At 75.3% G+C, this 22,308-nt stretch carries 26 protein-coding genes; 9 read left to right on the top strand and 17 right to left on the bottom strand.

Translation table 11 applies throughout. The features are described from left to right. Nucleotides 1-115: 115 nt before the first annotated feature. The 3 genes from ACFQH9_RS07600 to ACFQH9_RS07590 are packed head-to-tail and all read right to left on the bottom strand — an operon-like array spanning nucleotide 116 to nucleotide 2,255. Nucleotides 116-448: a DUF3140 domain-containing protein gene (locus ACFQH9_RS07600; protein ID WP_379565193.1), complete on the bottom strand. Its 333-nt coding sequence runs from the start codon at nucleotides 446-448 to the stop codon at nucleotides 116-118. Further along, nucleotides 445-1,644 carry an alcohol dehydrogenase catalytic domain-containing protein gene (locus tag ACFQH9_RS07595; protein ID WP_379565192.1) on the bottom strand — a complete coding sequence of 400 codons (1,200 nt, stop codon included), beginning with the start codon at nucleotides 1,642-1,644 and terminating at the stop codon, nucleotides 445-447. Before ACFQH9_RS07595 ends, ACFQH9_RS07600 begins: the two co-directional genes overlap by 4 nt. 11 nt (nucleotides 1,645-1,655) lie before the next feature. Continuing rightward, the gene (locus ACFQH9_RS07590) at nucleotides 1,656-2,255 is read right to left on the bottom strand and encodes a flavodoxin family protein (RefSeq protein ID WP_379565191.1); all 600 of its coding nucleotides are present in this window, start codon (nucleotides 2,253-2,255) and stop codon (nucleotides 1,656-1,658) included. 214 nt (nucleotides 2,256-2,469) lie between these two features. Between ACFQH9_RS07590 and ACFQH9_RS07585 the strand changes: the two genes are divergently transcribed. From ACFQH9_RS07585 to ACFQH9_RS07570, 4 genes are all read left to right on the top strand, one after another. After that, nucleotides 2,470-2,826 (top strand): STAS domain-containing protein, encoded by a 357-nt coding sequence (locus ACFQH9_RS07585; protein ID WP_379565190.1) that lies wholly within the window; start codon nucleotides 2,470-2,472, stop codon nucleotides 2,824-2,826. Between the two features lie 146 nt (nucleotides 2,827-2,972). Further along, nucleotides 2,973-4,364, top strand: coding sequence for an MFS transporter (locus tag ACFQH9_RS07580; RefSeq protein WP_379565189.1), 1,392 nt, complete (start codon nucleotides 2,973-2,975; stop codon nucleotides 4,362-4,364). Nucleotides 4,365-4,464: 100 nt separating this feature from the next. Continuing rightward, nucleotides 4,465-4,656, top strand: a complete 192-nt coding sequence (locus tag ACFQH9_RS07575; protein WP_379565188.1) for a hypothetical protein — start codon at nucleotides 4,465-4,467, stop codon at nucleotides 4,654-4,656. Between the two features lie 61 nt (nucleotides 4,657-4,717). Then, nucleotides 4,718-5,653 carry a PfkB family carbohydrate kinase gene (locus ACFQH9_RS07570; protein WP_379565187.1) on the top strand — a complete coding sequence of 312 codons (936 nt, stop codon included), beginning with the start codon at nucleotides 4,718-4,720 and terminating at the stop codon, nucleotides 5,651-5,653. Nucleotides 5,654-5,719: 66 nt separating this feature from the next. On the opposite strand, the gene ACFQH9_RS07565 is transcribed toward ACFQH9_RS07570, so the two are convergent. The 12 genes from ACFQH9_RS07565 to ACFQH9_RS07510 form a co-directional block, all read right to left on the bottom strand. Next, nucleotides 5,720-7,378, bottom strand: a complete 1,659-nt coding sequence (locus ACFQH9_RS07565) for a phytoene desaturase family protein (RefSeq protein WP_379565208.1) — start codon at nucleotides 7,376-7,378, stop codon at nucleotides 5,720-5,722. Between the two features lie 50 nt (nucleotides 7,379-7,428). After that, complete coding sequence (locus tag ACFQH9_RS07560; RefSeq protein ID WP_379565186.1) at nucleotides 7,429-7,860, bottom strand: SRPBCC family protein; 432 nt, start codon at nucleotides 7,858-7,860, stop codon at nucleotides 7,429-7,431. 74 nt (nucleotides 7,861-7,934) lie between these two features. Continuing rightward, the gene (locus tag ACFQH9_RS07555; RefSeq protein ID WP_379565185.1) at nucleotides 7,935-8,897 is read right to left on the bottom strand and encodes an SDR family NAD(P)-dependent oxidoreductase; all 963 of its coding nucleotides are present in this window, start codon (nucleotides 8,895-8,897) and stop codon (nucleotides 7,935-7,937) included. Nucleotides 8,898-9,034: 137 nt separating this feature from the next. Continuing rightward, nucleotides 9,035-9,853: a formate/nitrite transporter family protein gene (locus ACFQH9_RS07550; protein ID WP_379565184.1), complete on the bottom strand. Its 819-nt coding sequence runs from the start codon at nucleotides 9,851-9,853 to the stop codon at nucleotides 9,035-9,037. 97 nt (nucleotides 9,854-9,950) lie between these two features. Further along, nucleotides 9,951-10,133: a hypothetical protein gene (locus tag ACFQH9_RS07545; RefSeq protein WP_379565183.1), complete on the bottom strand. Its 183-nt coding sequence runs from the start codon at nucleotides 10,131-10,133 to the stop codon at nucleotides 9,951-9,953. 59 nt (nucleotides 10,134-10,192) lie between these two features. Next, complete coding sequence (locus ACFQH9_RS07540; RefSeq protein WP_379565182.1) at nucleotides 10,193-10,756, bottom strand: hypothetical protein; 564 nt, start codon at nucleotides 10,754-10,756, stop codon at nucleotides 10,193-10,195. Nucleotides 10,757-10,864: 108 nt separating this feature from the next. Further along, entirely contained in the window at nucleotides 10,865-11,299 is a 435-nt protein-coding gene (locus ACFQH9_RS07535) for a ChaB family protein (RefSeq protein WP_379565181.1), read from the bottom strand. A 29-nt stretch (nucleotides 11,300-11,328) separates the two neighbouring features. Beyond that, on the bottom strand, nucleotides 11,329-12,156 hold the full coding sequence (locus tag ACFQH9_RS07530; protein ID WP_379565180.1) for an SDR family NAD(P)-dependent oxidoreductase: 828 nt from the start codon (nucleotides 12,154-12,156) through the stop codon (nucleotides 11,329-11,331). 60 nt (nucleotides 12,157-12,216) lie between these two features. Further along, nucleotides 12,217-12,423 (bottom strand): hypervirulence associated TUDOR domain-containing protein, encoded by a 207-nt coding sequence (locus ACFQH9_RS07525; RefSeq protein ID WP_379565179.1) that lies wholly within the window; start codon nucleotides 12,421-12,423, stop codon nucleotides 12,217-12,219. 61 nt (nucleotides 12,424-12,484) lie between these two features. Further along, on the bottom strand, nucleotides 12,485-13,336 hold the full coding sequence (locus ACFQH9_RS07520; RefSeq protein ID WP_379565178.1) for an oxygenase MpaB family protein: 852 nt from the start codon (nucleotides 13,334-13,336) through the stop codon (nucleotides 12,485-12,487). 25 nt (nucleotides 13,337-13,361) lie between these two features. Beyond that, entirely contained in the window at nucleotides 13,362-14,465 is a 1,104-nt protein-coding gene (locus ACFQH9_RS07515; protein ID WP_379565177.1) for a spore photoproduct lyase family protein, read from the bottom strand. Then, nucleotides 14,462-14,989 carry a CinA family protein gene (locus ACFQH9_RS07510; RefSeq protein ID WP_379565176.1) on the bottom strand — a complete coding sequence of 176 codons (528 nt, stop codon included), beginning with the start codon at nucleotides 14,987-14,989 and terminating at the stop codon, nucleotides 14,462-14,464. The genes ACFQH9_RS07515 and ACFQH9_RS07510 overlap by 4 nt, the downstream gene beginning before the upstream one ends. 138 nt (nucleotides 14,990-15,127) lie before the next feature. On the opposite strand from ACFQH9_RS07510, the gene ACFQH9_RS07505 reads away from it, so the two are divergent. Beyond that, entirely contained in the window at nucleotides 15,128-15,682 is a 555-nt protein-coding gene (locus ACFQH9_RS07505) for a DUF6328 family protein (RefSeq protein ID WP_379565175.1), read from the top strand. A 77-nt stretch (nucleotides 15,683-15,759) separates the two neighbouring features. After that, entirely contained in the window at nucleotides 15,760-16,914 is a 1,155-nt protein-coding gene (locus tag ACFQH9_RS07500) for a GAF and ANTAR domain-containing protein (protein ID WP_379565174.1), read from the top strand. An 18-nt stretch (nucleotides 16,915-16,932) separates the two neighbouring features. Here ACFQH9_RS07500 and ACFQH9_RS07495 read toward each other — a convergent pair whose 3' ends face one another. Then, complete coding sequence (locus ACFQH9_RS07495) at nucleotides 16,933-17,937, bottom strand: chemotaxis protein CheB (RefSeq protein ID WP_379565173.1); 1,005 nt, start codon at nucleotides 17,935-17,937, stop codon at nucleotides 16,933-16,935. A 159-nt stretch (nucleotides 17,938-18,096) separates the two neighbouring features. Here ACFQH9_RS07495 and ACFQH9_RS07490 point away from each other — a divergent pair, with 159 nt between their 5' ends. The 3 genes from ACFQH9_RS07490 to ACFQH9_RS07480 all read left to right on the top strand — a co-directional run bounded on the left by ACFQH9_RS07490 (nucleotide 18,097) and on the right by ACFQH9_RS07480 (nucleotide 21,526). Beyond that, nucleotides 18,097-19,164 (top strand): chemotaxis protein CheB, encoded by a 1,068-nt coding sequence (locus ACFQH9_RS07490; protein WP_379565172.1) that lies wholly within the window; start codon nucleotides 18,097-18,099, stop codon nucleotides 19,162-19,164. Nucleotides 19,165-19,270: 106 nt separating this feature from the next. Continuing rightward, entirely contained in the window at nucleotides 19,271-21,130 is a 1,860-nt protein-coding gene (locus ACFQH9_RS07485) for a CheR family methyltransferase (protein WP_379565171.1), read from the top strand. 33 nt (nucleotides 21,131-21,163) lie between these two features. Beyond that, nucleotides 21,164-21,526, top strand: a complete 363-nt coding sequence (locus ACFQH9_RS07480; protein WP_379565170.1) for a hypothetical protein — start codon at nucleotides 21,164-21,166, stop codon at nucleotides 21,524-21,526. Nucleotides 21,527-21,569: 43 nt separating this feature from the next. Here the strand turns inward: ACFQH9_RS07480 and ACFQH9_RS07475 are convergent, their stop codons facing one another. After that, a complete protein-coding gene (locus tag ACFQH9_RS07475; protein ID WP_379565169.1) occupies nucleotides 21,570-22,286 on the bottom strand; it encodes an ATP-binding protein in 717 nt (238 codons plus the stop codon). Between the last annotated feature and the right edge of the window lie 22 nt (nucleotides 22,287-22,308).

Here is a 22,308-nt window from a genome sequence, read left to right as displayed (position 1 = left end):
ACCCCGGGCCCTCCCGGTCAACCACCCGTCCGGGGTGGACCGCACGGGTTGCCCGACCGGCCCCGGACGCCGACGCGGGCCGCCCGGTCCGGGCGGCCCGCGTGCTGCGCGACAATCACTTCAGGGGGTCGTGCCCCCAGTTCATCAGGGAGTACCGCCAGGTCGTCTCCCGGACGTCCCCGTCGGGCCGCTGCGCCATGTGCCGGTGCACGTAGCCGACGACCTTGCGCATGTGCTTCTCGTCGTCCTCGGAGAGGTCGGCCTTCTTCGTCCGCAGGAGGTCGACGATCCGGCGGCCGGACTCGTGCCCGACGGACTCGCCGCCGTCCTCGTGCTGGCCCGCGTCCTTGGACTCGTCCGTCTCCAGCCACTTCTCGAGCTCGCCGGCGGTCATGTTGACCGCCTCGTCGAACTCCGTGCGGACCTCCTCGGCGCTCTTGCCGCTCATGACGTGGTGGTACCCGGCTTGAACAGCACCTTCACGGCCCCGTCGCGCTTCTCCTGGAACATCTTGTACGCGTCGGGCGCCGCCTCGAGCGGCACGTGGTGCGTGGCGAAGTCCTCGGTACCCAGCGGGTCGTCGTCCGTGAGCAGCGGCAGCAGGTCCGGCACCCAGCGGTGCACGTTCGCCTGGCCCATCCGCAGCTGGATCTGCTTGTCGAACATCTGCAGCATCGGCATCGGGTCGGCCATGCCGCCGTACACCCCGGACAGCGAGACGGTGCCGCCGCGGCGGACGAGCCCGATCGCCATCTGCAGGGCCGCCAGCCGGTCCACGCCCGCGGTCTTCATGAACGGTGCGGCCAGGGCGTCGGGCAGGAACCCGGCGAGCTGGTGGGCGATCTTGCCGAAGGGCGAGCCGTGCGCCTCCATGCCGACGGCGTCGATCACCGCGTCGGCCCCGCGGCCGCCGGTGATCGCGCGGACCGCGTCGACGACGTCCTTGCCCGCGTCGCGCAGGTCGATCGTCGTCACGCCGCGGTTCTGCGCCCGGGCGAGCCGCTCGGGCACCAGGTCGATCCCGACGACCGTCTCGACGCCGCGGTGCCGGGCGATGCGGCAGGCCATGTCGCCGATCGGGCCGAGCCCGAGGACGACCAGGCTGCCGTCGCGCGGCGGGTCGGCGTAGGCCACGGCCTGCCAGGCCGTGGGCAGCACGTCGGAGAGGTAGACGAAGCGGTCGTCCGGCGGGCCCTCCGGCACCTTGATCGGCAGCTGGTTGCCGAAGGGGACCCGCAGGAACTCGGCCTGGCCGCCGGGCATCTGCCCGTAGAGCTTCGTGTAGCCGAACAGGCTGGCGCCCATCCCCTGCTCGCGGTTCTGGGTGGTCTCGCACTGCGAGTGCAGCCCGCGCTCGCACATCCAGCAGGTGCCGCACGAGACGTTGAACGGGACGACCACCCGGTCGCCGACGTCGAGCGCGGTCACCGCGGAACCCTTCTCGGCGACGATGCCCATCGGCTCGTGACCGAGGATGTCCCCCTCCTGGAGGAACGGGCCCAGCACCTCGTACAGGTGCAGGTCGGAACCGCACAGCCCGGACGAGGTGATCTGCACGATCACGTCGTCGGGATCCTTCATGGACGGGTCCGGGTGGGTGTCCACCCGGACGTCGCGCTTGCCGTGCCAGGTCAGTGCGCGCACAGGTGCTCCTCTCAGGCGGGGTACTGGTGCTCGTTCAGGAGCCGGGCCAGGTGCGCCGCGTTGGCGGCGAGGGTCGCGGTCGTGGCCGCCACCGGTTCGGGGGTCTCGTCGAGGTCCTTGTAGTCGGTGCCGGACATCGCCTCGCCGTTCCAGTACACGGAACCCTGGGCCGGCACGCTGAACCCGGTGTCGTTGAGCGCCTGGAACAGGTCGGCCGCGATCTTGTGCGCGCCGTCCTCGTTGCCGACGACGGCGGCGACCGCGACCTTGCCGAACATCAGCGGACGGCCCTGCTCGTCCGTCTCGGAGATCTCGGCGTCGAGCCGCTCCAGCACGCGCTGCGCGACGCTGCTCATGTGCCCGACCCAGGTCGGGCTGGCCAGCAGCAGGATGTCCGCGCCGAGGATCCGGCGGCGCAGCTCGGGCCACTCGTCGCCCCCGCCCATGTCGGGCTGGACGCCGGGGCGGACGTCGTGGTCGACCACCCGCACCGTCTCGCCCACGACGTCGTGCTCCTTGAACGCGGCGAACACCTCGTCGATCAGCTTCTGGGTGCTCGAGCCGGTCGGGGACGGGTTCAACGTGCAGTTCAGGGCCAGTGCGGTCAGCATGCGGGACTCCCCGGTCTCCGGGCCTCGGTCCCCGGGGCGATACCCGGCCGGCGGTCCGACAAACGACGGCCCGGACCCGGTGCGCCGGTTCGGGGGGTGACGCGACCGGTACACGCGTGCCAGCATTGGGTGTTCTCCGGAGTCGCCGCGTTCAACCACGCAGCGCGCGAGCTCCCGTCACGGGGAGGCGCCACCGCCGATGCAGGACAGGGCCATGGTCGAGATCGAGTTCGAGGACCGGCCGGAGTCGGGCTACCTCGTCGCGCACCTCAGCGGCGAGGTCGACCTCGCGAGCCTCGGGTGCTTCCGCAGCGTCCTGCAGCGGCTGGCCGACACCGGCCGCACCCTGGTGGTCGTGGAGCTCGACGACCTGCAGCACCTGTGCGCCGGCGGCGTGCGCGAGCTGCTGGCCCTGCGCGAGGACCTCGAGGTGCGCGGCGGCGGGCTGCACCTGGTCTGCGACGAGCACCGACCCGCCCGGATGATCCTGCGGGCGTTGGGGATCCCGACGAGCACCGCCCTGCCGGGCGAGTCGGCCCTCGCGGCATCGCTCGGGCACCGGCTGAGCTGAGCGCGCCGGCTCGCGCCCGCCCCGCCGGTTGAGCCCCTGGGCGGGCGGGAAGACGGGGACATGCCCGTGCTCCCCCGCCCGTGCCACCCCGCCCGATGAGGCTGCCGTCGCCCCGGCTCACGGGTCGCTGGTCCACCGGCATCGCGATGGCACTGCTCGGCCTGGCGCCCTTCGTGCTGCTCTCCACCGCACCGTTCCTGTTCACCGCCGTGCTGGCCCGCGAGCTCGGCACCGACCGCGCCGGGCTGCAGCTCGGCCAAGGGCTGGGCAACGCGTCGTACGCCTTCGGCGTGGTCGCGGCCGCCGACCTGATGCGCCGGATCGACCCCCGCCGGATCTACCTCGGCTGCACGCTGCTCGTCGCGGTCGGGGCCGGGGTGGCGGCGCTCGCGGGGTCGAACGCCGCGCTGATCGCAGGGCGGGTGCTGCTGGGCCTGGGCAGCGGGATGCTGCTGGTCGTGTCGCTGCCGCCGGCCGTGACCGGACACGGCCCGCAGCGCATCCCGCTCACCGTCGCGCTGATCAACCTCGGGCTCTTCGGCGGCGCGGTGCTCGGCACGTCGATCGGCGGGTTCGCCGCGTCGCCCGGGGGGTGGCGGTGGGTGCACGCCGGCGCCGCGGTGATCGCGCTGGCCGGCTTCGTGGTGGGGCTCGCCGGGTTCGGGCGCGGCGAGGCCGAGGCGCCGCGGATGGGTTTCGACCCGTCCGGGATCCCGCTGGCCGCGGCCGCGACCTTCCTGCCCTTCGTCGGCGTGAGCGTGCTGGTCGGGCAGGCGCCCACCACGCCCGGGTTCGTGGTGCCGACGGTCCTCGGGCTCGCCGCGCTCGTCCTGCTGGTGGTGCGCGAGTACCGCAAGGAGCACCCGCTGATGCCGGTGCGGCTCATCGCGCACACCCTGCCGATCACGGGCATCGGCGCCGCGATGGTCACCGGCGCCGGGTTCACCGCGTTCACCGAGCTGGCCGTGCTGCGGCTGCAGCAGGTCGAGGGGGACCCGCCCGCGGTCGTCGGCGGGGCGCTGGCCACCGAGATCGCCGGGATGCTGCTGGCGATCCTGCTGATCGTGCGGGTCCTGCCCACCCGCTGGCTGCCCGTCCTGGTGCTCGGCGGGCTGCTCACCGTGTGCGCGGCCGGCGCCGTGCTGCTGAGCGGCGGCGGGCTCGGGCGTGCGGCGGTGGCGGGCCTCCTGCTCGGGCTGGGCGCCGGCGCGGGTGTCGGCCCGGGGCTGTTCCTCGGCGCGCTCAGCGTGCCCGCACCCCGGCTCGGGCCGGCGTTCGCGCTGGTCCAGCTCCTGCGCTCGGAGGCCGCGTTCCTCGTGGCGCCGGTCGTGACGAAGCTGGCGATGTCCGGCGGCCCCGCGGCGATCGACCGGACGATCCTGCTCGGCGTCGTGGTCACCGGCGCCGGGGTCGCGGTGCTGACGGGTGTGCTGCTGCTCGGCGGCTCGGGCCCGCAGAAGCCGGACCTGCGCCGCTGGACCGACGGCGAGGGCACGGCCTTCCGGTCCCCGCCGGTGGCGGCCGTGCTCCGGGAGTGACGCGGCACGGGCGGGTGGCTGCGCGGCGTGTGAGGCCGCCCTGATCGGGTACGCGGAGACCGGACCGGCTGACGACGACTCGACGAGGGAGGTCCGTGGCGTGCAGGATCCCGCCCAGGAGGACGGAGCCGAGCGGGCCCACGAGGAGGGCGGCACCCGGACCGGGGACGCCGGCGGGGAGTCCGGACGCAACGACGAGCAGGCGCGCGCGGAGCGGGTGGACGAGCTGGCCCGGCAGATGAACGTGGCCAACAACTGCGCGCCGCCGCGTCCCGGCGACCCCGAGTACTGACAGGGGGTGCGGGTGCACCGCCGCGCGTGTGCCCGCCCGCGACGCGGGTAGGGCGGCAGGCATGCGGAGCGTCCCGGAGGTCGTGGTCGTGGGCCAGCTGGCCCGCGACCTGGTGCTGGTGGTCGACGCGGTGCCGGAACCCGGCAGCGCGGCCGACGTCCGCGAGCGCCACGAGATGCTCGGCGGCAAGGGCGCCAACTGCGCGGTCGGCGTGACCCAGCTGGGCGCGACGACCGCGCTGGTCGCCGTGGCCGGGGACGACACCGCGGCGGAGCTCGTGCTGGAGCGGGCCCGGCTCGACGGGCTGGACGTGTCCCGGGTCGTGCGTCGCCCCGGCACCGCGACGGGCCTCGTCGTCGACGTGCTCGACCGGGATGGGCGCTGGCGGTACCTGCAGGACCTGGGCGAGCCGGTGCTCCTCACCGAGGCGGACGTCGGCGCCGCCGCGGCCGAGCTGCGCGCGGCCCGCGTCGTCGTCCTGCAGGCCCAGCAGCCGGTGCCGGCCCTCCTCGCCGCAGCCCGCCACACCCACACCGGCGGCGCCCGCATCGTGCTCGACGGCGTGCCCGGCGCGGAGCGGCGCGCCGCGCTGCTCGGCCTGCTCGTCGTGCTGCGCGCCGACCCGGCCGAGGCCGAGCAGCTGCTCGGCCGGGAGATCGACGGCCCCGACGCCACGGCCGACGCCGGCGGCCGGCTCGCCGAGGCCGGGCTGGTGTTCGCGGTGCTCGGCGTGGAGCGCGGCGCGCCCGGCAACGTGGCGGTCTGGTCCGACGGCGAGGCGTTCCTGCCGCACGAGGATCCCGGGCCGCAGGGGCCCGTCGACACGACCGGCGGGGGCGACGCGCTCACCGCGGGGCTCGCCGTCGCCCTGCTCCGCAACCCCTCCGCCGAACCCGCCGCCGCGCTCGCGGTCGGTGTGGCGGCCGCGGCCCGCACCGTTCTCCGCCCGGGCGGCCGCCCGGCCCTGACCCCGGACCTCCTCCGCACACGTCCCTGACCAGGAGTTGTGGAACCATGACGCGCTCGGGAGCCGGAATTGCGCGTCATGGTTCCACAACGCGGGTCAGGGCCGGAGATCGTGCGTCCTGGATCGGTGTTGCGCTCGTCGGGGCTCGGCGTAGATGCGCTTGTGGGCGGCGCGGACGACCCCGCGGTAGAGCGGGCCGAGGCGGCCGGAGGCGGCGAGGGCGGCCCGGGCCGCGTTGGCGCCCGCCCCGCCGTGCACCGCGCCCCCGGGGTGCGCCGAGGAACCCGACAGGAACAGCCGGTCGATCGGGGTGTCCGCGCGCGCCAGCCCGGGCACGGGCCGGAACACCAGCTGCTGGTGCACGGCCGCCGTGCCCCCGTTGATCGACCCGTCGACCAGGCCGGGGTTGCGCCGCTGCAGGTCCGCGGGCCCGGCCGCGGAACGCGCCCGGACCAGGTCGCGAAAGCCCGGCGCGTTGCGCTCCACCGTCGCCTCGATCCGCTCGACGTGCCGGCGCAGGTCCGCCTCGCCCCAGCCCAGGTCCCGGGGCACGTGGGTGTAGGCCCAGGCGGACTCGGTGCCCGCGGGCGAGCGCGAGGGGTCCGCGACGGTCATCTGCCCGAACAGCAGGAACGGCTCCTCGGGCACCCGCCCGGCGGCCAGATCGGCGGCGTAGCCGCGCAGCCCGTTCATGTCCGCGCCGAGGTGCACCGTGCCGGCCCGGCGCGCTTCCTCGGCGGCCCACGGCACCGGACCGTCGAGCGCCCAGTCGATCTTGACGGTCGCCGTGTCCCACTGGAACCGGTCGAGGTCGCGGACGAACCGCGACGGCAGGTTCTCCTCCCCCACCAGGTCCCGGTAGAGCACCGGTGCGGGGACGTCGGCGAGCACCGCGCGGCGCGCGGTGACGGGCGTGCCCTCGGCGTCCCGCACCCCGACCGCCCGGCCGCCCCGCAGCAGGACCTCGCGCACCGGCCGGCCGCACTCGACCCGACCGCCGCGCTCCTCGAGCCGGGCCACCAGCGCGTCGACGATCCGCCCGGCGCCGCCCTCGGGCACCGGGAAGCCGACGTCCTGGCCCAGCATGCAGAGCAACCAGCCGAACACCGCGCTGCCGGCGATGTCGGGACCGAGGTCGGTGTGCAGCGCGTTGCCGGCCAGCAGCAGCTTCGCGCCCTCCCCGGCGAACCGCTCGTCGGCGAAGCGCCGCACCGGCTCCACGACCATCCGGGCGAAGCGCAGCGCGTCGGCGGTGCCGAGCGCGCGCAGCAGCCGCGGGGTCCCGCGCACGGGCGGGAACGGGCGCAGCACGGTCTCCAGCAGCGGGTCCCGGATCCGGGCCCATTCCGCCGCCATCTCCTTCCAGGCCGCTCCGTCGCCGGGCGCGAACCCGTCCAGCCCGCGGGCGGTGGCGTCGAGATCGCGGGACAGGACGACGCAGCGGTCGTCCGGGGTGACGTGCGCGAGGACCTCGGGCGCGTGCCGCCAGCGCAGGCCGTACCGGTCGAGGCCGAGCTCGCGCAGCACCGGGGAGGCGGCGCCGAGCGGGTAGAACGCGCTGAACAGGTCGCTGCGGAAGCCCGGGGCGGTGATCTCGGCGGTGCGCACGGCCCCGCCCGGGGCCTCGGCGGCCTCCAGCACGAGGACGCTCCAGCCGGCGTCGGCGAGCAGGTTGGCGGCGACCAGGCCGTTGTGCCCGGCCCCGATCACGACGGCGTCGGCGCCCGCGCTGCCCACACCGCCCGCGCTGCCCATACCGCCCGCGCTGCCCACACCGCCCGCGGCGCCGTCCGTGCCCCCGGTGCTCACGGCCGGTTCCGCACGATGCTGTCGAGCCGGGACAGGGTCTCCGTGTTCCGCGGCACCAGCAGGGCCTGCTGCAGCGGCCCCGGCAGGAGCACCGCGGGCCCGGACTCGGCGTGCTCGTGCATCGTGATCCGGGTCCCGCCGGGCTCCGGACGCAGCTCGATGCGCACCCGTCCCGCGCCCGTCGGCCAGGCGTGCGCCTTGAGCTCGAGCAGCCGCTCCCGCTCGCAGGCCACCACCTCGGTGCGGTCCTTGATGAGCAGGGGCCAGCTGCCGACGCTGTGGTGCAGGCAGGTCCCGACGGCGGGGAAGCCCTCGTCGACGCCCCGCATGTGGGTGGCGCCCACGACCCAGAGGGGGTAGCTCCAGCCGTCCGCGAGCACCCGCCAGACCTTCGCCGGCTCCGCCGGCACGAACCGCTCGACCTGCATCCCGCTCCCTCCACGAGCCCCACCGGGCACCCGACGCCGCGCCACCCGACCCTGCCCCGTCATTCGAACCTGCCTCACCGCCGCACGGCCCACCGGCCGACGACCGCCGCCACCACGGTCGCGGCGCTCAGTCCTGTCGCGACCCGCCGCCCCCGCTCGCGCCCGGGCCCGTTCCAGCCGTCGTGCACCCGGCGCGGCCGCTCGGGCGGGGTGTACAGGTTCCCGGGATCCTCCTCCGGCCCGCCGGGCCGGGAGAGCACGTAGCGGTGCACCTCGGCGGCGAACACCCGCTCGGCGCTCTCCGGCCAGACCTTGTGCTGCAGCAGGAGCAGCCGGCCGAGGGCGCCGCCGGCCACGACCTCGCGGCGGGTCCGGCGGATCTGGTTCACGACGATGCGGGCGACGCGCTCGGGGCTGTACGTCGGCGCGGCGAGCCGCGGCCGCGTGCCGGTGACGTTGGCGGCCTCCCGCCAGATCGGGGTGTCGACGGCGGCGGGCAGCACCGTGCCGACGCGCACCCCCCGCACGCCCGAGGTGCGCAGCTCCTGGCGCAGGCTCACGGAGAGCGCGCGGACGGCGAACTTCGCCATCGAGTAGGAGGCGCCGTAGGGCAGCGCGATCATCCCGACGATCGACGACACGTTCACGATCACCCCGTGGTCCCGCTCCACCATCCCGGGCAGCGCGGCCCGGCAGCCGTGCACGTACCCGAGGAGGTCGACCTCCAGCACCCGTCGGAGGTCCTCGAGGGGCACGTCGAGGAACGCCCCGAACTCGACGACGCCGGCGCAGTTCACCCAGGCGTCGATGCGGCCGAAGCGCTCGACGGTCGCGCGGGCGACCGCCTCGACCGCCGGGAAGTCGCTCGTGTCGGCCGGGGCGGGGAGCAGGCCGTGCTCCGCCAGCCCCGCCAGCGCCTCGGCGTCGCGGGCCACACCGACCACCCGCGCACCCCGCCGGAGCAGCTCGAGCGCGGTCGCCCGCCCGATGCCGCTCGACGCGCCGGTCACCACCACGACGCTGCCCGCGATCTCCACGGGGGCGAGCTACCCGTACCCGCCCGGGTCACACGTCGTCCGGCGTGGACGGTGCACCGGGCCTCGGCCGTCGCGCTCGAGGCCGCCGGCGGCGCGGGCGGCGACGAGTGCACGCGCGCGCTCCCGCGGCGGCCGCCTCAGCCGGCGCCCACCTGCGCACGCTCCTCCGCCAGGCGGTCCTTGGTGCGCACGAGGCGCAGGAGCGTGACTAGCAGGAGACCGCCGACCACGTTGCCGACGGCGGTGTAGGCGAACCAGCCCAGCCAGTCCAGGTAGCCGAACGACGCAGCGCCGGTGTGCAGCGCACCGAAGATGAGCAGCGAGTCCAGCACCGAGTGGAACATCTGCAGTCCGGCGAGCAGGAAGGCGCCCGCCACCGCCGCCACGATCTTCGCCATGGCCGAGTCCGTGCCGTGCTGCCACCGCGTCATGAGGGTGATCACGGCGCCGGCGAGCACCGCGAGGCACACCGACTCCACCGAGAACGGGGCCAGGGCGAAGTGGGCGGCGGACTCCACGGTCTGGTGGTGCAGACCCGGGTACGCCTTCATCACCAGCCACATGATCACCCAGCCACCGGCGAGGTTGGCGACCAGCGTCCCACCCCAGAGCTTGGCCAGCTGTCCCGCCGTCGCCCGCTTCGCGGCCAACGTGGTGACCGGGACCAGGAACCCCTCCGTGAACAGCTCGCTGCGCCCCAGGAGCAGGGCCAGGAACCCGATGGAGAAGGCCAGCCCGCCGAGCAGCGCGCTCCCGGTCGCCTGCCGGACCGCGAGGAAGGCCAGCACCCCGACCGCGACCTCGGTGCCACCGAAGAAGCCGGTCACCAGCACCTCCCGCCACGGGCGGTGGAGCCGCTGGACGCCCTCCCCGACCAACCGGTCGAAGGCCTGCTCGAGCTCGTCCTCCAGGTGACCGTCGGTGTTGCCGAGCTTGGTCCGATCCGTGTCGGTCATCCCGGCGGAGTGCCCCGAGCCGGGCCGCGCAACCCTCCGGGGTCGACCGGAGCCGGCTCGTGCCCGCGGACCTCCTCGACCGGCAGGCCGACGGCCGTCAGCGGTCGCCCTCCTCGTGCTCACCGGCGCTGTCGGCCTCGTTCGCGCCGCCGCGCGGGAACGCCGCCCCCTGCGGCTCGTCGGCCGCGGCGTGAGCGTCGTTCTCCGGGGTGCCGGTGATGGTGGACTCCCGCAGGACCTGCTCGGTCATGCCCTCGTCGTTCTTGTCGCGTGCGGTCATGCCCTCGCGTGCCCGCGGACCGGCGCGTTCAATCCTCGGGCCCGCCCGGGCCGGGGCGACTACGAGGAGACGATCTCCAGGTCCGACTTCGCGACCTCGACGTGGGCACGCTGGCGGCCCAGCAGCGCCGACGCGGCCGGGTCGCCCGGCGCCACCTGCGCGGCGAAGCCGTCCGTGTGCGGCACCATCCGCCCGGTGAAGGACACCCGGTCGTCGGCCGTGACCCGGAACGGCGACTCGCCCGGCTGAGCCACGAGCTGGACCCACACCCGCTCGTCGGGCGCGGTGCCCAGCCAGAAGCCCTCGTCGGCCGGGACCGACTGCACCGGGACGCCCTCCGCGGTGACGGGGCGGCCGGCGAACCCGGACAGGTCGCCGCCCGGCCCGGAGGCCTTCTCCAGCGGCAGCAGGCTGGTGCCGCCCACGGCGAGCCCGCTCGACGCGCCGGTGTCCGCCGTGGTGCCCGCCCCGCCCAGCGGGTCCCACCGCACGAAGGCGGCCACCGCGACCAGCGAGCAGACCGCGGAGATGATCGCCCAGAGCCACAGCGGGGCTCCGAGGCGGGGGCGGGCACGGACCCGGGTGGGGGCGTCGAGGAGGCCCTCCGGGTGCACGTCGGTCACAGCAGGCTCCCTGCGATTCGAAGGGGAATGCGCCTGGGGTCCCCCCGGTTTCCGCCGGTCAAACGCGTGTCACCGGATCAGTGTGGCGCCGGTCGCCCCCGCCCGGGGTCACTTCTTCCGGGCGCGGGCGGTCTCCCGGTCGTTCGCCTTCCGGATCTCCGTGACGAGCTCGTCCTTGTTCCTGCCGTCCGGGTCGTCGATGCCGAGCTTCTCCGCGACCTCGACGAGGTGCCCCTTCTTGGCCCTCGTGTCGACCCCGCCGGCGGTGTCGCCGTCGTCGGACCGGGACCGCGGCGCGCTCTTCTCCGCCTGCTCGTCCGAGGGGCCGGGCTCGTCCTTCGGCTCCCAGTGGTCACCGACCTTCTCGTGGGTGTGCTTGAGCGCGGCGTAGGCGGTGCGGTGGGCCCGCTCGCCGTCGCCGTAGCTCTGCTCCGCCGACTCGAGCGCCTTCTTGTAGGTGCGGACGGCCTTGTCGCCCGAGCGCGCGATCGTCGACGGCACGTCGTCGCGCAGCTCCTCGGCTTCCTCGTGCTCGTCGGCCACGGCCTCGCTCCTTCCCGGGTCCGAGGGGATCACTTCTCCGCCGAGCCGGGCTCCGCCATCTTCTTGTGCGCCCCGGCCTTGAGCTTGTCCGGCAGCACGTCGTTCGCCACGCTCTGCGCGCGGGTGGACAGCGAGCCGGCGACCACCTTCTCCTTGCCGCCGAGCAGGGCGTCGACCCCCTGCTTCGCCACCTGCGCGGGGTCGTCCTTGGAGTCCGAGGCCCCCACCTTGGTGTCGTCCATCTCGGCGCGGTGGAAGAAGTTCGTCTCGGTCGGCCCGGGCATCAGCGAGGTCACGGTGACGCCGGTGTCCGCGGCCTCGAGCTCGGTCCGCACCGCCTCGGCGAAGGACTGCAGGAAGGACTTGGACGCGTTGTAGATCGCCTGGTAGGTGCCGGGCATCTGGGACGCGATCGACGAGGTGATCAGGACGCGCCCCGCGTGCCGCCCCGCCATGTCCCTCAGCACGTGCTTGGCCAGCCGCACGGTCGAGGTGACGTTGACGTCGATGATCTCCTGCTCGGCCTCGAGGTCGTTCTCCACGAACGGGCCGCCGAGGCCGACGCCGGCGTTGAGCGCGGCGACGGCGAGCGGGCGCCCGGTCTTGCCGACGGCCGCCCACACCTCCTCGACGCCCTCGCGGCGCCGCAGGTCGGCGTGCACGGTCGTGACGGAGACGGCGCCGCCGTCGTCCTCGGCGCTCTCGCCGGCCTCGCGGATCTTCCCGGCGGCGGTCTCCAGGGCCGCGTCCTCGGCGGTGACGACGAGGTCGTAGCCGCGGCGGGCCAGTTCGCGGGCGAGCTCCAGGCCGATGCCGCTGGAGGCGCCGGTCACGAGGGCGAGTTCTCGGGTCGTCATGCCCCTTCGGCTACCCGCCCGGGCCCCGCCCAACCGGCTGTGGCCCCGGCGCGCCGTGGGTCAGCAGCGCTCCAGCGCGTCGGGCTTGTGCACGGCCTCGCTGTCGCTCTTCTCGCTGTGCACGAGGTACTGGGGCTCGTCCTTCGACGCCCGCACCGTCCGCCCCGCGGCCTCGGTGTCCTCGGTGATCTTCTTCAGGACCTCGCCCTCGGCCCAGCCGCCGTGGCTCTTCCAGCGGACCTTGTCGCCCTTCTCGAACTCGCTCATCGTGTCCTCCCGGTGCTCGTCCGAACGGATGCACCGGGAGATACCCGCCACGGACGCGACCTCACACCGGCTCCTCCGCCCGCGCGAGCCGGACGAGCCGGCGCGCCTCCCGGACCTCCGGCGGCGCGGGCGGGTCGGGCAGCAGGTCGGTGGCCCGGCGCAGGCCGACGAGCAGCGCGGACGCGGCCAGGTCCGTGGTCGGCAGCCCGGGCAGCCCGTAGAGCCGGCGGGCCCAGCGCGGCAGGGTGGCCAGCGCGGCGGTCGCGGTCGCCGAGATCGCCGCGCGGGTCCACGCGGGCGCGTCGGGCGGCGCGGCCGGTGGGGCGAGCAGCCCGCCGACGGCGATCCGCGCCTCGTCCGTGACGCGCAGCCGGGGCCGCATCCGCGTGAAGTACGCGGCCAGCTCGGCGCGGGACGCGGGCACGACCGCCGGGTCCAGGCCCACCACCGCGGCGGCCCGGACGCTCTCGGCCACGTACTCGTCCGCCTCGGCGGCGGAGACGATCCCGGCGCGGCGGGCGACGTCGACGTAGGAGTCGATCTCGCCGCAGTGCACCCACAGCAGGCCCTCGGGCGCGTCGATCGGGAACCGCCGGCCGGTCTCCGGGTCGAACCCGCGCAGCCGGTGGTGCAGCCGCCGCACCCGGGCCCCCGCCGCCTCGACCTCGGCCAGCGAACCGAAGGTGCGGGTGCCGACGAACTCCACGGTCCGCTGGAACCGCGGCCAGGCCTTGGCCGGGTCGAACAGCGCGCTGTTCTGGAAGGTCCCGCGCATGACGTGCGGGTGCAGGGACTGCAGGAGCAGCGCGCGCATGCCGGCCACCCACAGGACCGGTTCGAGGTGCACCCGCCAGGTCACCGACCGCGGTCCGAAGAGGCCGTGGTCGGTCCGCGGTGCGGCGTCGACGGTCATGGGTGACCTCCTCGGCAGGCGGTTCCTAGAAGGCGTACCGCACCCGCAGCCACGGCGCGTGCCGGGCGACGAGGTCGGTGACGGCCTGCACGCCCTCCCGCTTGGGCACGTTGCGGTACCGGACGTTCCACATCCCGCTCTGGCTGCGCTTGGCCTGCTGCAGCTCCGGACGCCACAGCACCTCCTCGGCCTTCGGGTGCCAGCCCAGGTTGACCTCGTGCAGCTCGCGGTTGTGGGTGAGCATGATGATCTCCGCGGCCGCCTGTTCCTTGAACGCGGCGCCGAGCTCGTCGTCGAGCCGGTCGAGCAGCTCGGCCCAGTCCTGCTCCCAGCCCTCGCGCAGCACGATCGGCGAGAGGTTGAGGTGCACCTCGTAGCCGGCGGCGACGAAGTCGTCGATCGCGGCGATGCGCTCCGCGACCGGGCTGGTGCGGACGTCGAGCAGCTTCGAGTCGCGCTCGGGCATCAGCGAGAAGCGGATCCGGGTGCGGCCCTGCGGGTCGAGGTCGAGCAGCTCGCGGTTGACGAACTTGGTGGCGAAGCTCGCCTTGGCCGTGGGCAGCTCGCGGAAGGTCCCGACCAGGTCCGCCACGTTGTCGCTGACCAGGGCGTCGACGGAGACGTCCGAGCTCTCGCCGATGTCGTAGACCCAGGCGTGCGGGTCGACCTGGTTCGGCTCGGGCTTCGGGCCCTGGCGCTGCACGTGCCCGCGCAGGTACTTCGTGATCCGCTCGATGTTGGTGAAGACTGTGATCGGGTTGGCGTAGCCCTTGCGGCGCGGCACGTAGCAGTAGGCGCAGGCCATCGCGCAGCCGTTGGCCGTGGAGGGGGCGATGAAGTCCGCCGAGCGGCCGTTGGGCCGCGCGGACAGCGACTTCTTCACGCCCAGCACCAGCGTCTCGGTCTTGACGCGCACCCAGCGGTCGACGTTCCCGGCGTTGCCGTGCAGCTCCGGGATCTGCCAGTGCGACGGGACCTCGACGATCTCCGCGTCGGGGAAGCGCTCGAGGACCTGCCGGCCGCGCGGCGAGTCCCGGGCCTCGGGCTCGGCGTAGATCGTGCGGACCTGCAGCAGGCGCCGGGCGGGCGCCGGGACGCCGGCGACGGTCGCGGTGGAGGCGTCGGTCATTCCCCGCCGCCGCCCCGGCCCGCGCCGGAGCCGACCGCCGCGTCCTCCTGCTCGCCCCGCAGGCGGGCCACGATGAGCTCGAGGGCCTCCTTCGCGGCGGCGCCGCAGATCTCCGCGGGCTCGCCCTCGAGCTCGAGCCGGAGCACCTCCTCGCCGCCGGGCTCGCCGGCGGCCGCCATGTACACGGTCCCGGGCGGCTGGCCGTCCTGCGGGTCCGGCCCGCCCGAGCCGGTCAGCGCGACGGCGAGGTCGGCGCCGAGCAGCTCCCGCACCCGGCGCGCCATGCTGCGGGCGGCGGGCTCGCTCACGACCGGCCCCTCGGGGACCTCGAGCAGGTCGTGCTTGACCTCGCTGGAGTAGGCCACGACGGAGCCGCGGAACCATTCGGACGCGCCTTCGGCGCGGGCCAGGGCGGAGGCGACCATGCCTCCGGTCAGCGACTCCGCGACGGCCACGGTGCGGCCGGCCGCCGAGGCGCGCTCCGCGATGGTGGCGGCGATGTCGTCGAGGGTCTCTTCGCTCATGGACGTGCTGCTCCGTGGTGTTCCGGGGAAGGGTGCCGGTGGGGGGTGGGCCTCGGTGGCGATACCCCTCGCGGCCCTGCCGAAACGGCGGCGGGCCGTGGCACGCTCTGCTCCCAGCGTACGCAGCGGAGGTGGGCCGTGGATCCCGAGCGCACCGAGACCCGGTCCGGTTCCCACCCCGATCCCCGGGTCGACGACGGGCGCGACGAGGACGCCGCGTGGAACCTCCGGGAGCGGCGGGAGACGCCGACCGAGCGGCTGGACCGGAACTGGGCCGACCTGCTGCAGGAGCTGCGCGTGTCGCAGACCGGCGTGCAGCTGCTCACCGGCCTGCTGCTGACCGTGCCCTTCCAGAGCCGGTTCGGCGACATCCTGCCCCACCAGCGGGTCGTCTACCTCGTGACCACGGCCCTGTCGGTCGTCGCCACCGGCCTGCTCATCGCACCGGTGATGCTGCACCGGATGCTGTTCCGCCTGCACGGGCGGCGCCCGTTGGTCGCGGCGAGCCAGCGCTTCGCGATCGCCGGCCTGGCGACGCTCGGGCTCGCCGTCCTCGGGGTGGTCGAGCTCATCTTCGACGTCGTCCTCGGCTGGGTCGCCGGCGTGATCGCGGCCGTCGCCGCGCTCGTGCTGCTCGGGGTGCTCTGGGGGCTGGTGCCCGCCCTCGTCCGGCGCCGGTTGCACGAGGGCTGACCGCCGGCGCCCCGGATGGCCGCGGTGCCGGGTCGGCGCTAGCGTCGGAAGCCCGCGAGCCGCTGGGAGGGGACGACGTGCCGGACGGCGAGACCACCGACGCGCCCGGCCGCTGGGCCGAGCTGGCGCACGCCTTCGACCTGGTCGAGCGCACCCTGGGCGTGCTGGACGAGGAGCTGGGCGCCGTGGGTGCCGCGGCGTCCCCGCAGGACGGCCCCGAGGACGGCTCGGAGGGCCGCGCGGGGGCCGGCCCGGGGGCCGGCACAGCGCCCCGCGGCCCGGGGGACGGCTCCGGCACGGTCCGGGGTTCCGCCCCCGAGGCACAGGAGAACCGGACGGTGCGGCTCGCCGCCGCCCGGCTGGCCCGGGCCCGCTCCGTGGAGCTGCGCCGCCGGCACGCGGTGCTGGTCGAGCGGTTCGCGGAGCTGCACCGCAGCATCGCGCGGGTACGCCGGGACAGCGAGGCCCTGCGCCGGGAGGGCACGGGACCGGGCGGCCGCGGCGCCGCCGACGGCAGGACCGACGGCACCGACGGCACGGACCTGGTCGAGGTGCTCGAGGAGGGCGGCCGGGCCCTGCTCGGCGCCGCCGACACGGAACGCGCCTGCGCCGCCGTCGTCGAGGCGACGCGACGGGCGGTACCGGCCGCCCCGCACGTCGCGCTCCTGGTCGACGGGCCGGACGGGCCGGCGGTGCGGGCCGCGACGGACGAGCTCGCCGAGCTGGCCTGCGCGTTGCAGGCCCGCCTCGGCGAGGGGCCGGCACCCGAGGCGCTCCGCACCGGTGTGCCGGTCGTGGTGCACGACCTCTCGGCGCCGGAGGCCGCCTCGCGCCGGCCCGGCCTCGCGGCCCCCGCGACCGGGCTCGGCCTCCGCTCGGTGGCGGCGGTGCCGCTGCTCGCCGCGCCGCGCCGGCACGCGGCCGCGCTGGTCCTGCACGCCCCCGCAGCCGGTGCGTTCGGCCCGGCCGAGCTCGCCCGCGCACGGCTGTGCGCCGCCCAGGCCTCGGTGGCCCTCGCCGGGGCGTTGCAGGCCGAGAACCTGCTCCGGGCACTGGCCAGCCGCGATCTCATCGGGCAGGCCAAGGGTGTCCTCATGCACGTCCACGGGATCGACGAGGGGGCCGCGTTCGAGATGCTGCGCGACCGGTCCCGCAACACCAACACGAAGCTCGTCGAGATCGCCCGGCGTGTGCTGGAGGACCGGCCGGACGGGAGTGACCGAGGCGCCTGAGCCGACCGGCCGCCCGGGTCAGCTCGCATCGCCGCGCAGCAGGCGCTCCCGCATGAGCCGCGCCAGCTCCGCGGAGTGCGCGGCGGCGGTGCGGAAGTCGGTGTCGTCGGGGTCCGTCCCCTCGGCCTGGTCCAGCACGCGCGCCAGCACGGCGTGCTCCTCGAGCGCGGCGATGGCCGTCCACAGCTTCGCCTCCGCCGACTCCCGCTGGGCCGCCTCCAGCGAGCGCGGGCTGTACTGGTGCCCCACGTGGCAGCGGAAGAAGCCGATGCGGGGCAGGTCGATGCGGGCCAGCCCGCCACCGCACTCGGGGCACGTCATCCGGGTGGTCGAAGTCTCGTCCTCACGGAGGAAGCCCGGGTCGTGACTGTCGCCCATGCCCCCGTCGGCCGGGATCCTCGGCGTGTGGCCCATGCCGTCACCCCCAAGCGGAAGGTCCTGCACCGTCGCCGCGAGCAGCGGGCCGAGCTCGGCGGCGGGCGCGGCGCGCGCGCTCGGCACCGCCGACGCCGCGGCCCGCGGCATCGAGTCGAAGAGGGCGTCGCCCGCCTCCTGGACGAGCACCCGCCCGCCCGCCCGGTCGACGAGGGCCGAGCCGACCGCGCCGTCGTCGAGCACGCCGGAGAGTACCGCCGCGACCACCCGCGGGCCCCGGGCCCGCGCGGCCGAGGCGAACATCGCGTCGACGGCGGGGCGGTGCCGGTTCACCTTCGGCCCCGCGCTGAGGGCGACCTTGCCCTGGCTCACGAGCAGGTGCCGGTCCGGCGGGGCCACGAGGATCCGGCCCGTGCGCAGCGGCTCGCCGTCCTCCGCCTGCCCGGCGGCCAACGGCCCCGCCCGTTCCAGGATGCGCGCGAGGGTGCTCTGCGGCCGATCGGTGGTGTGCAGGGTGACCAGGACGGCGGCGGGCAGGTCGGCGGGCAGCCCGGCGACCACCTCGAGCAGCGCCTCGACGCCTCCCGCGGAGGCGCCCAGGACGAGCAGGGGGTCGTCGGTCATCGCGGCCGGGTTCCCGGTCCCCACGCGTCCAATCGTCGGCCGGGCGGTCGAGAGGGGCGGAAAGCGGTACGGTTCCTCCCGTGCCCGGGCGCCGGCCCGGACCTGCCCGTCACCGAACGAGAGGCGGTGCCCGTGCCGGACGTGTCCGCCGTTGGACCGCTCCCGGACGGACCGGTGAGCGGCGTGACCGACCCGCGAGACCACCCGGGTGGGGCGCCCGCGTCCGTGCAGGCGGCCGTCGTCACCGACCTCGTGGTGGTAGGGGCCTCGGCGGGCGGGGTGGAGGCGCTGCGCGCCTTCGCCGCCGCGCTGCCGCTGGACCTGCCGGCGGCGGTGGTCGTGGTGCTGCACATCCCGAGCGACGCGCCCAGCGCGCTCGCCGCGATCCTCGACCGGGCCGGGCCGTTGCCCGCGGTGACGGCACGACACGGGATGCGGCTGGAACCCGGGACGATCTTCGCCGCACCCGCGGACCACCACGTGCTCGTCGCCGACGGGCACCTGCACCTCTCGCGCGGGCCCCGCGAGAACGGGCACCGGCCGTCGATCGACCCGCTGTTCCGCTCCGCGGCCGTGGACTTCGGCCCGCACGCGATCGGGATCGTGCTCTCCGGCAACCGGGACGACGGCACCGCGGGCCTCGCCGTCCTCGCCCGCCACGGCGGCGCGGCCCTCGTGCAGGATCCGGCGGAGGCCCTGTACGCCGGGATGCCGCAGAGCGCCCTCGACCACGTGTCCGGGGTCCGGGCGCTGCCCGCGGCGAAGCTCGGGGCCGCGGTGGCCGAGCTGCTGGCCGACCCGCCCGACGACCCGCTCGATGACCCACCCGGCGACCCACCCGGCGACCCACCCGACCCGCTCGCGGTCGAGGAGGCGGACGTCGCCGCGGCGGTGGCCGGCCCCACCCCGCAGCTGGAGCTGGGCGAGCCCTCTCCCCTGTCCTGCCCGGACTGCGACGGCGTGCTGTTCCGCCTCGACGGCGAACCCGGCCCACGCTTCCGCTGCCGGGTCGGGCACGCCTGGTCCCCCGGCAGCCTGGCCGCCGAGCAGGCGGACGGGGTCGAGGTCGTGCTCTGGGCCGCGCTGCGGGCGCTGGAGGAGAAGGCGGCACTGCAGCGCTGGCTCGCGGACACGGCCGACGCGTCCGGACGGAGGCACGCCGCGCGGACCCACCGGCGCACCGCCGAGCGGAGCGGGTCCGAGGCGGGGCTGCTGCGCCGGATGCTCACCCGGGAGCTGCCCGGGGACTGAACGTCGGAGCCGGGCGTCGCAGCGGCGGTCATCGGCTAGGCTCCCGGCGCGGCCCGTTCCGGTGGCCTGTCCGGTGGCGCGGCCCTCGAGGGAGCGGAGTAAGTCGTTGTCGCAGCCGGATCCGGCCTTCGAGGCCCTGCTCCAGCACCTGAAGGTGAACCGCGGCTTCGACTTCACCGGGTACAAGCGGTCCAGCCTCATGCGCCGCGTCGACCGGCGGATGTCGCAGGTCGGGGTGGCGGACTACGGGGACTACCTGGACTACCTCGAGCTGCACGCCGAGGAGTTCACGGCGCTGTTCAACACGATCCTGATCAACGTCACCGGCTTCTTCCGGGACGCGGAGGCCTGGGAGTACCTGCGCACCGAGGTGCTCCCGGCACTGCTGGCCGGGAAGGGCCCCACCGAGCCGCTGCGGGTCTGGAGCGCCGGCTGCGCCTCGGGCGAGGAGGCCTACACCCTCGCGATCGTGCTGGCCGAGATGCTCGGCACCGCGGAGTTCCGGGACCGGGTCAAGATCTACGCCACGGACGTCGACGAGGAGGCCCTGACCCACGCCCGGCACGGGACCTACTCGGACCGCGAGGTCCGCGGCATCCCGCCCGAGCTGCTGGAGAAGTACTTCGAGCAGACCGGGGGCCGCTTCGCCTTCCGCAAGGACCTGCGCCGCTCGGTGATCTTCGGCCGCAACGACCTGGTGCAGGACGCCCCGATCTCCCGGATCGACCTGCTGGTCTGCCGCAACACGCTGATGTACTTCAACGCGGAGACCCAGGCCCGGATCCTGACCCGCTTCCACTTCGCGCTCTCCGAGCCCGGCGTGCTGTTCCTGGGCAAGGCCGAGATGCTGCTCAGCCACGGCGCGCTGTTCCTGCCGATCGACCTCAAACGACGCACGTTCCGCAAGGCGCCCCGCTCGGCCCCCCAGAACGGGACCCTGTTCGCGGACGCCCCGCCGCAGATGACCCGGGCCGAGCTGACCGGGATCGACGTCCTGCGCAACGAGGCGGTGCTGGCCTCGCCGCTCGCCCAGATCGTGCTCACCGACGACGGCATGATCGCGGTGGTGAACCGGCAGGCCGAGGTGCTGTTCGGCGTGTCGGCGCGGGACGTCGGCCGACCCTTCCGGGACCTGGAGCTCTCGTACCGGCCGCTGGAGCTGCGCCGGCACATCGAGAAGGCGCTGAGCGAGCGGCGCACCGTCCGGGTCACCGACGTCACCTACCACCGGGGCAGCGAGACGGTGCACCTTGAGGTGCAGGTCAGCCCCCTGGTCGGCTCGGGCACCGAGGTCCTGGGCATCAGCGTCGCCTTCCACGACGTCACCGACTTCCGCCGGCTGCAGGACGAGCTCGAGCAGGCCAACCGCCAGCTCGAGACGGCCTACGAGGAGCTCCAGTCCACCAACGAGGAGCTCGAGACGACCAACGAGGAGCTCCAGTCGACGGTCGAGGAGCTGGAGACCACCAACGAGGAGCTCCAGTCCACCAACGAGGAGCTCGAGACGATGAACGAGGAGCTCCAGTCGACCAACGACGAGCTCCAGACGATCAACGACGAGCTGCAGGACCGCACCGGCGAGCTCGACCGGACCAACGAGTTCCTCGAGACCATCCTGACCAGCCTGCGGGCCGGCGTGGTGGTGGTGGGCACCGAGCTGCACGTGCAGGTGTGGAACCACCAGGCCGAGGAGCTCTGGGGGCTGCGCCGCGACGAGGCGGTCGGTCAGCACTTCCTCAACCTCGACATCGGGCTGCCGCTGGACCTCGTGCGGCCGGTCGTCCGCAGTACCCTGGCGGGCGAGGACGGGCCGCAGGAGGTCACCTTGCCGGCGATCAACCGGCGCGGCCGCAGCATCGACGTGCGGGTCATCGCGAGCGCCCTCCGGGGGGACGGGGACTCGGTGGTCGGGGCGATCCTCACGATGGAGGAGTCGGCGGGCACCGAGAGCGCCGTGGCCCGCTGACGTCGGGCGACGCGAGCGGGTGAGGAGCAGGCCGTGGGAGTGGACGAGGCCGAGTTCCTGGCCGCCGTCGAGCGCCGCCGGGCGGAGATCGACGAGCGGCTCGAGCAGCTGCGGACGCGGCGGCGCGAGATCGTGCTCCGCCGGGGCTCCAGCACGGCGGACGTCGAGTCCGCCGTGGAGCGGGCGCAGGCGGCCCAGCGGCACGCCGCGATCGCCCACGAGCGGGCGGCCGAGCGGCACGTGCGCGCCGCCGAGAGCCACGAGCAGGCGGCGCGGACCCTGATGGCGGTGGGCCAGCTCGACGAGGCGGAGCGGCACCGGCGCGCGGGCGCCGAGGCGCGGGAGGCCGCGGAGAAGTCCCTGGCGGAGGCCGCCGCGGACCGGCTCCCGGACTGACGCGACCGACCGCGCCCGGCCCGGTCGGTACCCGGGGCCGGGGTCAGCGGGTGCGCAGCACGGCCCAGACCGTCTTCCCCACGTCGTGCCGGGTCGTGCCCCAGCCGTCGGCCAGCTCGGCGACCACGCGCAGGCCCTGCCCGGAGGTGGTGTCCGGGTCGGGCGTGCCGGCGCCCTGGTCGCGCACCCCCACCCGGAGTCCGCTGCGGTCCAGCGTCAGGAGCAACGACCGGTTTCCCCGGCCGTGGACCAGTGCGTTGGCGACCAGCTCGTCGGCGACGAGCTCGGCGCGCGCGGGCACGCCCGAGGGCAGCTCCCACTCGCGGCAGGCCTCGCGGACGAGGGCGCGCGCGAACCGTACGCCCAGCACGGTGTCCGGCAGCTCGATGACCCGCCGGATCCGCGTCGGGCGCAGCCCGAGCAGGGCGCGGCCCTGCTCCCGGTCCGGGGCGATCCGGATCTCCTGGAGCATCCCGCTGCGCCGCAGGGCGACGGCGACCGGTCCCGGTCTGCCGAGGAGCACCAGCCTGGCCGACGGCCAGCCACCCGCCGCCGACAGGGTGCTGGTGAACAGGGCCAGGAGCGCGGGCGCGACGGGCTCGAGGTCGCGGACGTCGACCAGCACCGAACCCCGGTCGAACAGGAGCTTGCGCAGGGCGGTCTCGACCCGTGTCGCGGTGCGCACGGTCAAGGGGCCGGCGAGGACGAGGACCGGCACCGACCCGTCGTCGAGGCGGCACGTCAGGTCGTTCCGGGGCACGCTCGCCCCCCGTGGTCGTCGG

Source organism: Pseudonocardia lutea (assembly GCF_042658055.1).
GTDB classification, from domain to species: Bacteria; Actinomycetota; Actinomycetes; order Mycobacteriales; family Pseudonocardiaceae; genus Pseudonocardia; species Pseudonocardia lutea.
Note: the sequence above shows the minus strand (reverse complement) of the source record. Positions and strands in the feature narration are given on the sequence as shown.

Coding starts and splice junctions, on each gene's coding strand:
- ACFQH9_RS07530 (WP_379565180.1), bottom strand. CDS start 12,156: ATGACGACCCGAGAACTCGCCCTCGTGACCGGCGCCTCCAGCGGCATC.
- ACFQH9_RS07590 (WP_379565191.1), bottom strand. CDS start 2,255: ATGCTGACCGCACTGGCCCTGAACTGCACGTTGAACCCGTCCCCGACC.
- ACFQH9_RS07560 (WP_379565186.1), bottom strand. CDS start 7,860: ATGCAGGTCGAGCGGTTCGTGCCGGCGGAGCCGGCGAAGGTCTGGCGG.
- ACFQH9_RS07510 (WP_379565176.1), bottom strand. CDS start 14,989: ATGAGCGAAGAGACCCTCGACGACATCGCCGCCACCATCGCGGAGCGC.
- ACFQH9_RS07520 (WP_379565178.1), bottom strand. CDS start 13,336: ATGACCGTCGACGCCGCACCGCGGACCGACCACGGCCTCTTCGGACCG.
- ACFQH9_RS07585 (WP_379565190.1), top strand. CDS start 2,470: ATGGTCGAGATCGAGTTCGAGGACCGGCCGGAGTCGGGCTACCTCGTC.
- ACFQH9_RS07565 (WP_379565208.1), bottom strand. CDS start 7,378: ATGGGCAGCGCGGGCGGTGTGGGCAGCGCGGGCGCCGACGCCGTCGTG.
- ACFQH9_RS07525 (WP_379565179.1), bottom strand. CDS start 12,423: ATGAGCGAGTTCGAGAAGGGCGACAAGGTCCGCTGGAAGAGCCACGGC.
- ACFQH9_RS07580 (WP_379565189.1), top strand. CDS start 2,973: ATGGCACTGCTCGGCCTGGCGCCCTTCGTGCTGCTCTCCACCGCACCG.
- ACFQH9_RS07550 (WP_379565184.1), bottom strand. CDS start 9,853: ATGACCGACACGGATCGGACCAAGCTCGGCAACACCGACGGTCACCTG.
- ACFQH9_RS07570 (WP_379565187.1), top strand. CDS start 4,718: ATGCGGAGCGTCCCGGAGGTCGTGGTCGTGGGCCAGCTGGCCCGCGAC.
- ACFQH9_RS07600 (WP_379565193.1), bottom strand. CDS start 448: ATGAGCGGCAAGAGCGCCGAGGAGGTCCGCACGGAGTTCGACGAGGCG.
- ACFQH9_RS07545 (WP_379565183.1), bottom strand. CDS start 10,133: ATGACCGCACGCGACAAGAACGACGAGGGCATGACCGAGCAGGTCCTG.
- ACFQH9_RS07515 (WP_379565177.1), bottom strand. CDS start 14,465: ATGACCGACGCCTCCACCGCGACCGTCGCCGGCGTCCCGGCGCCCGCC.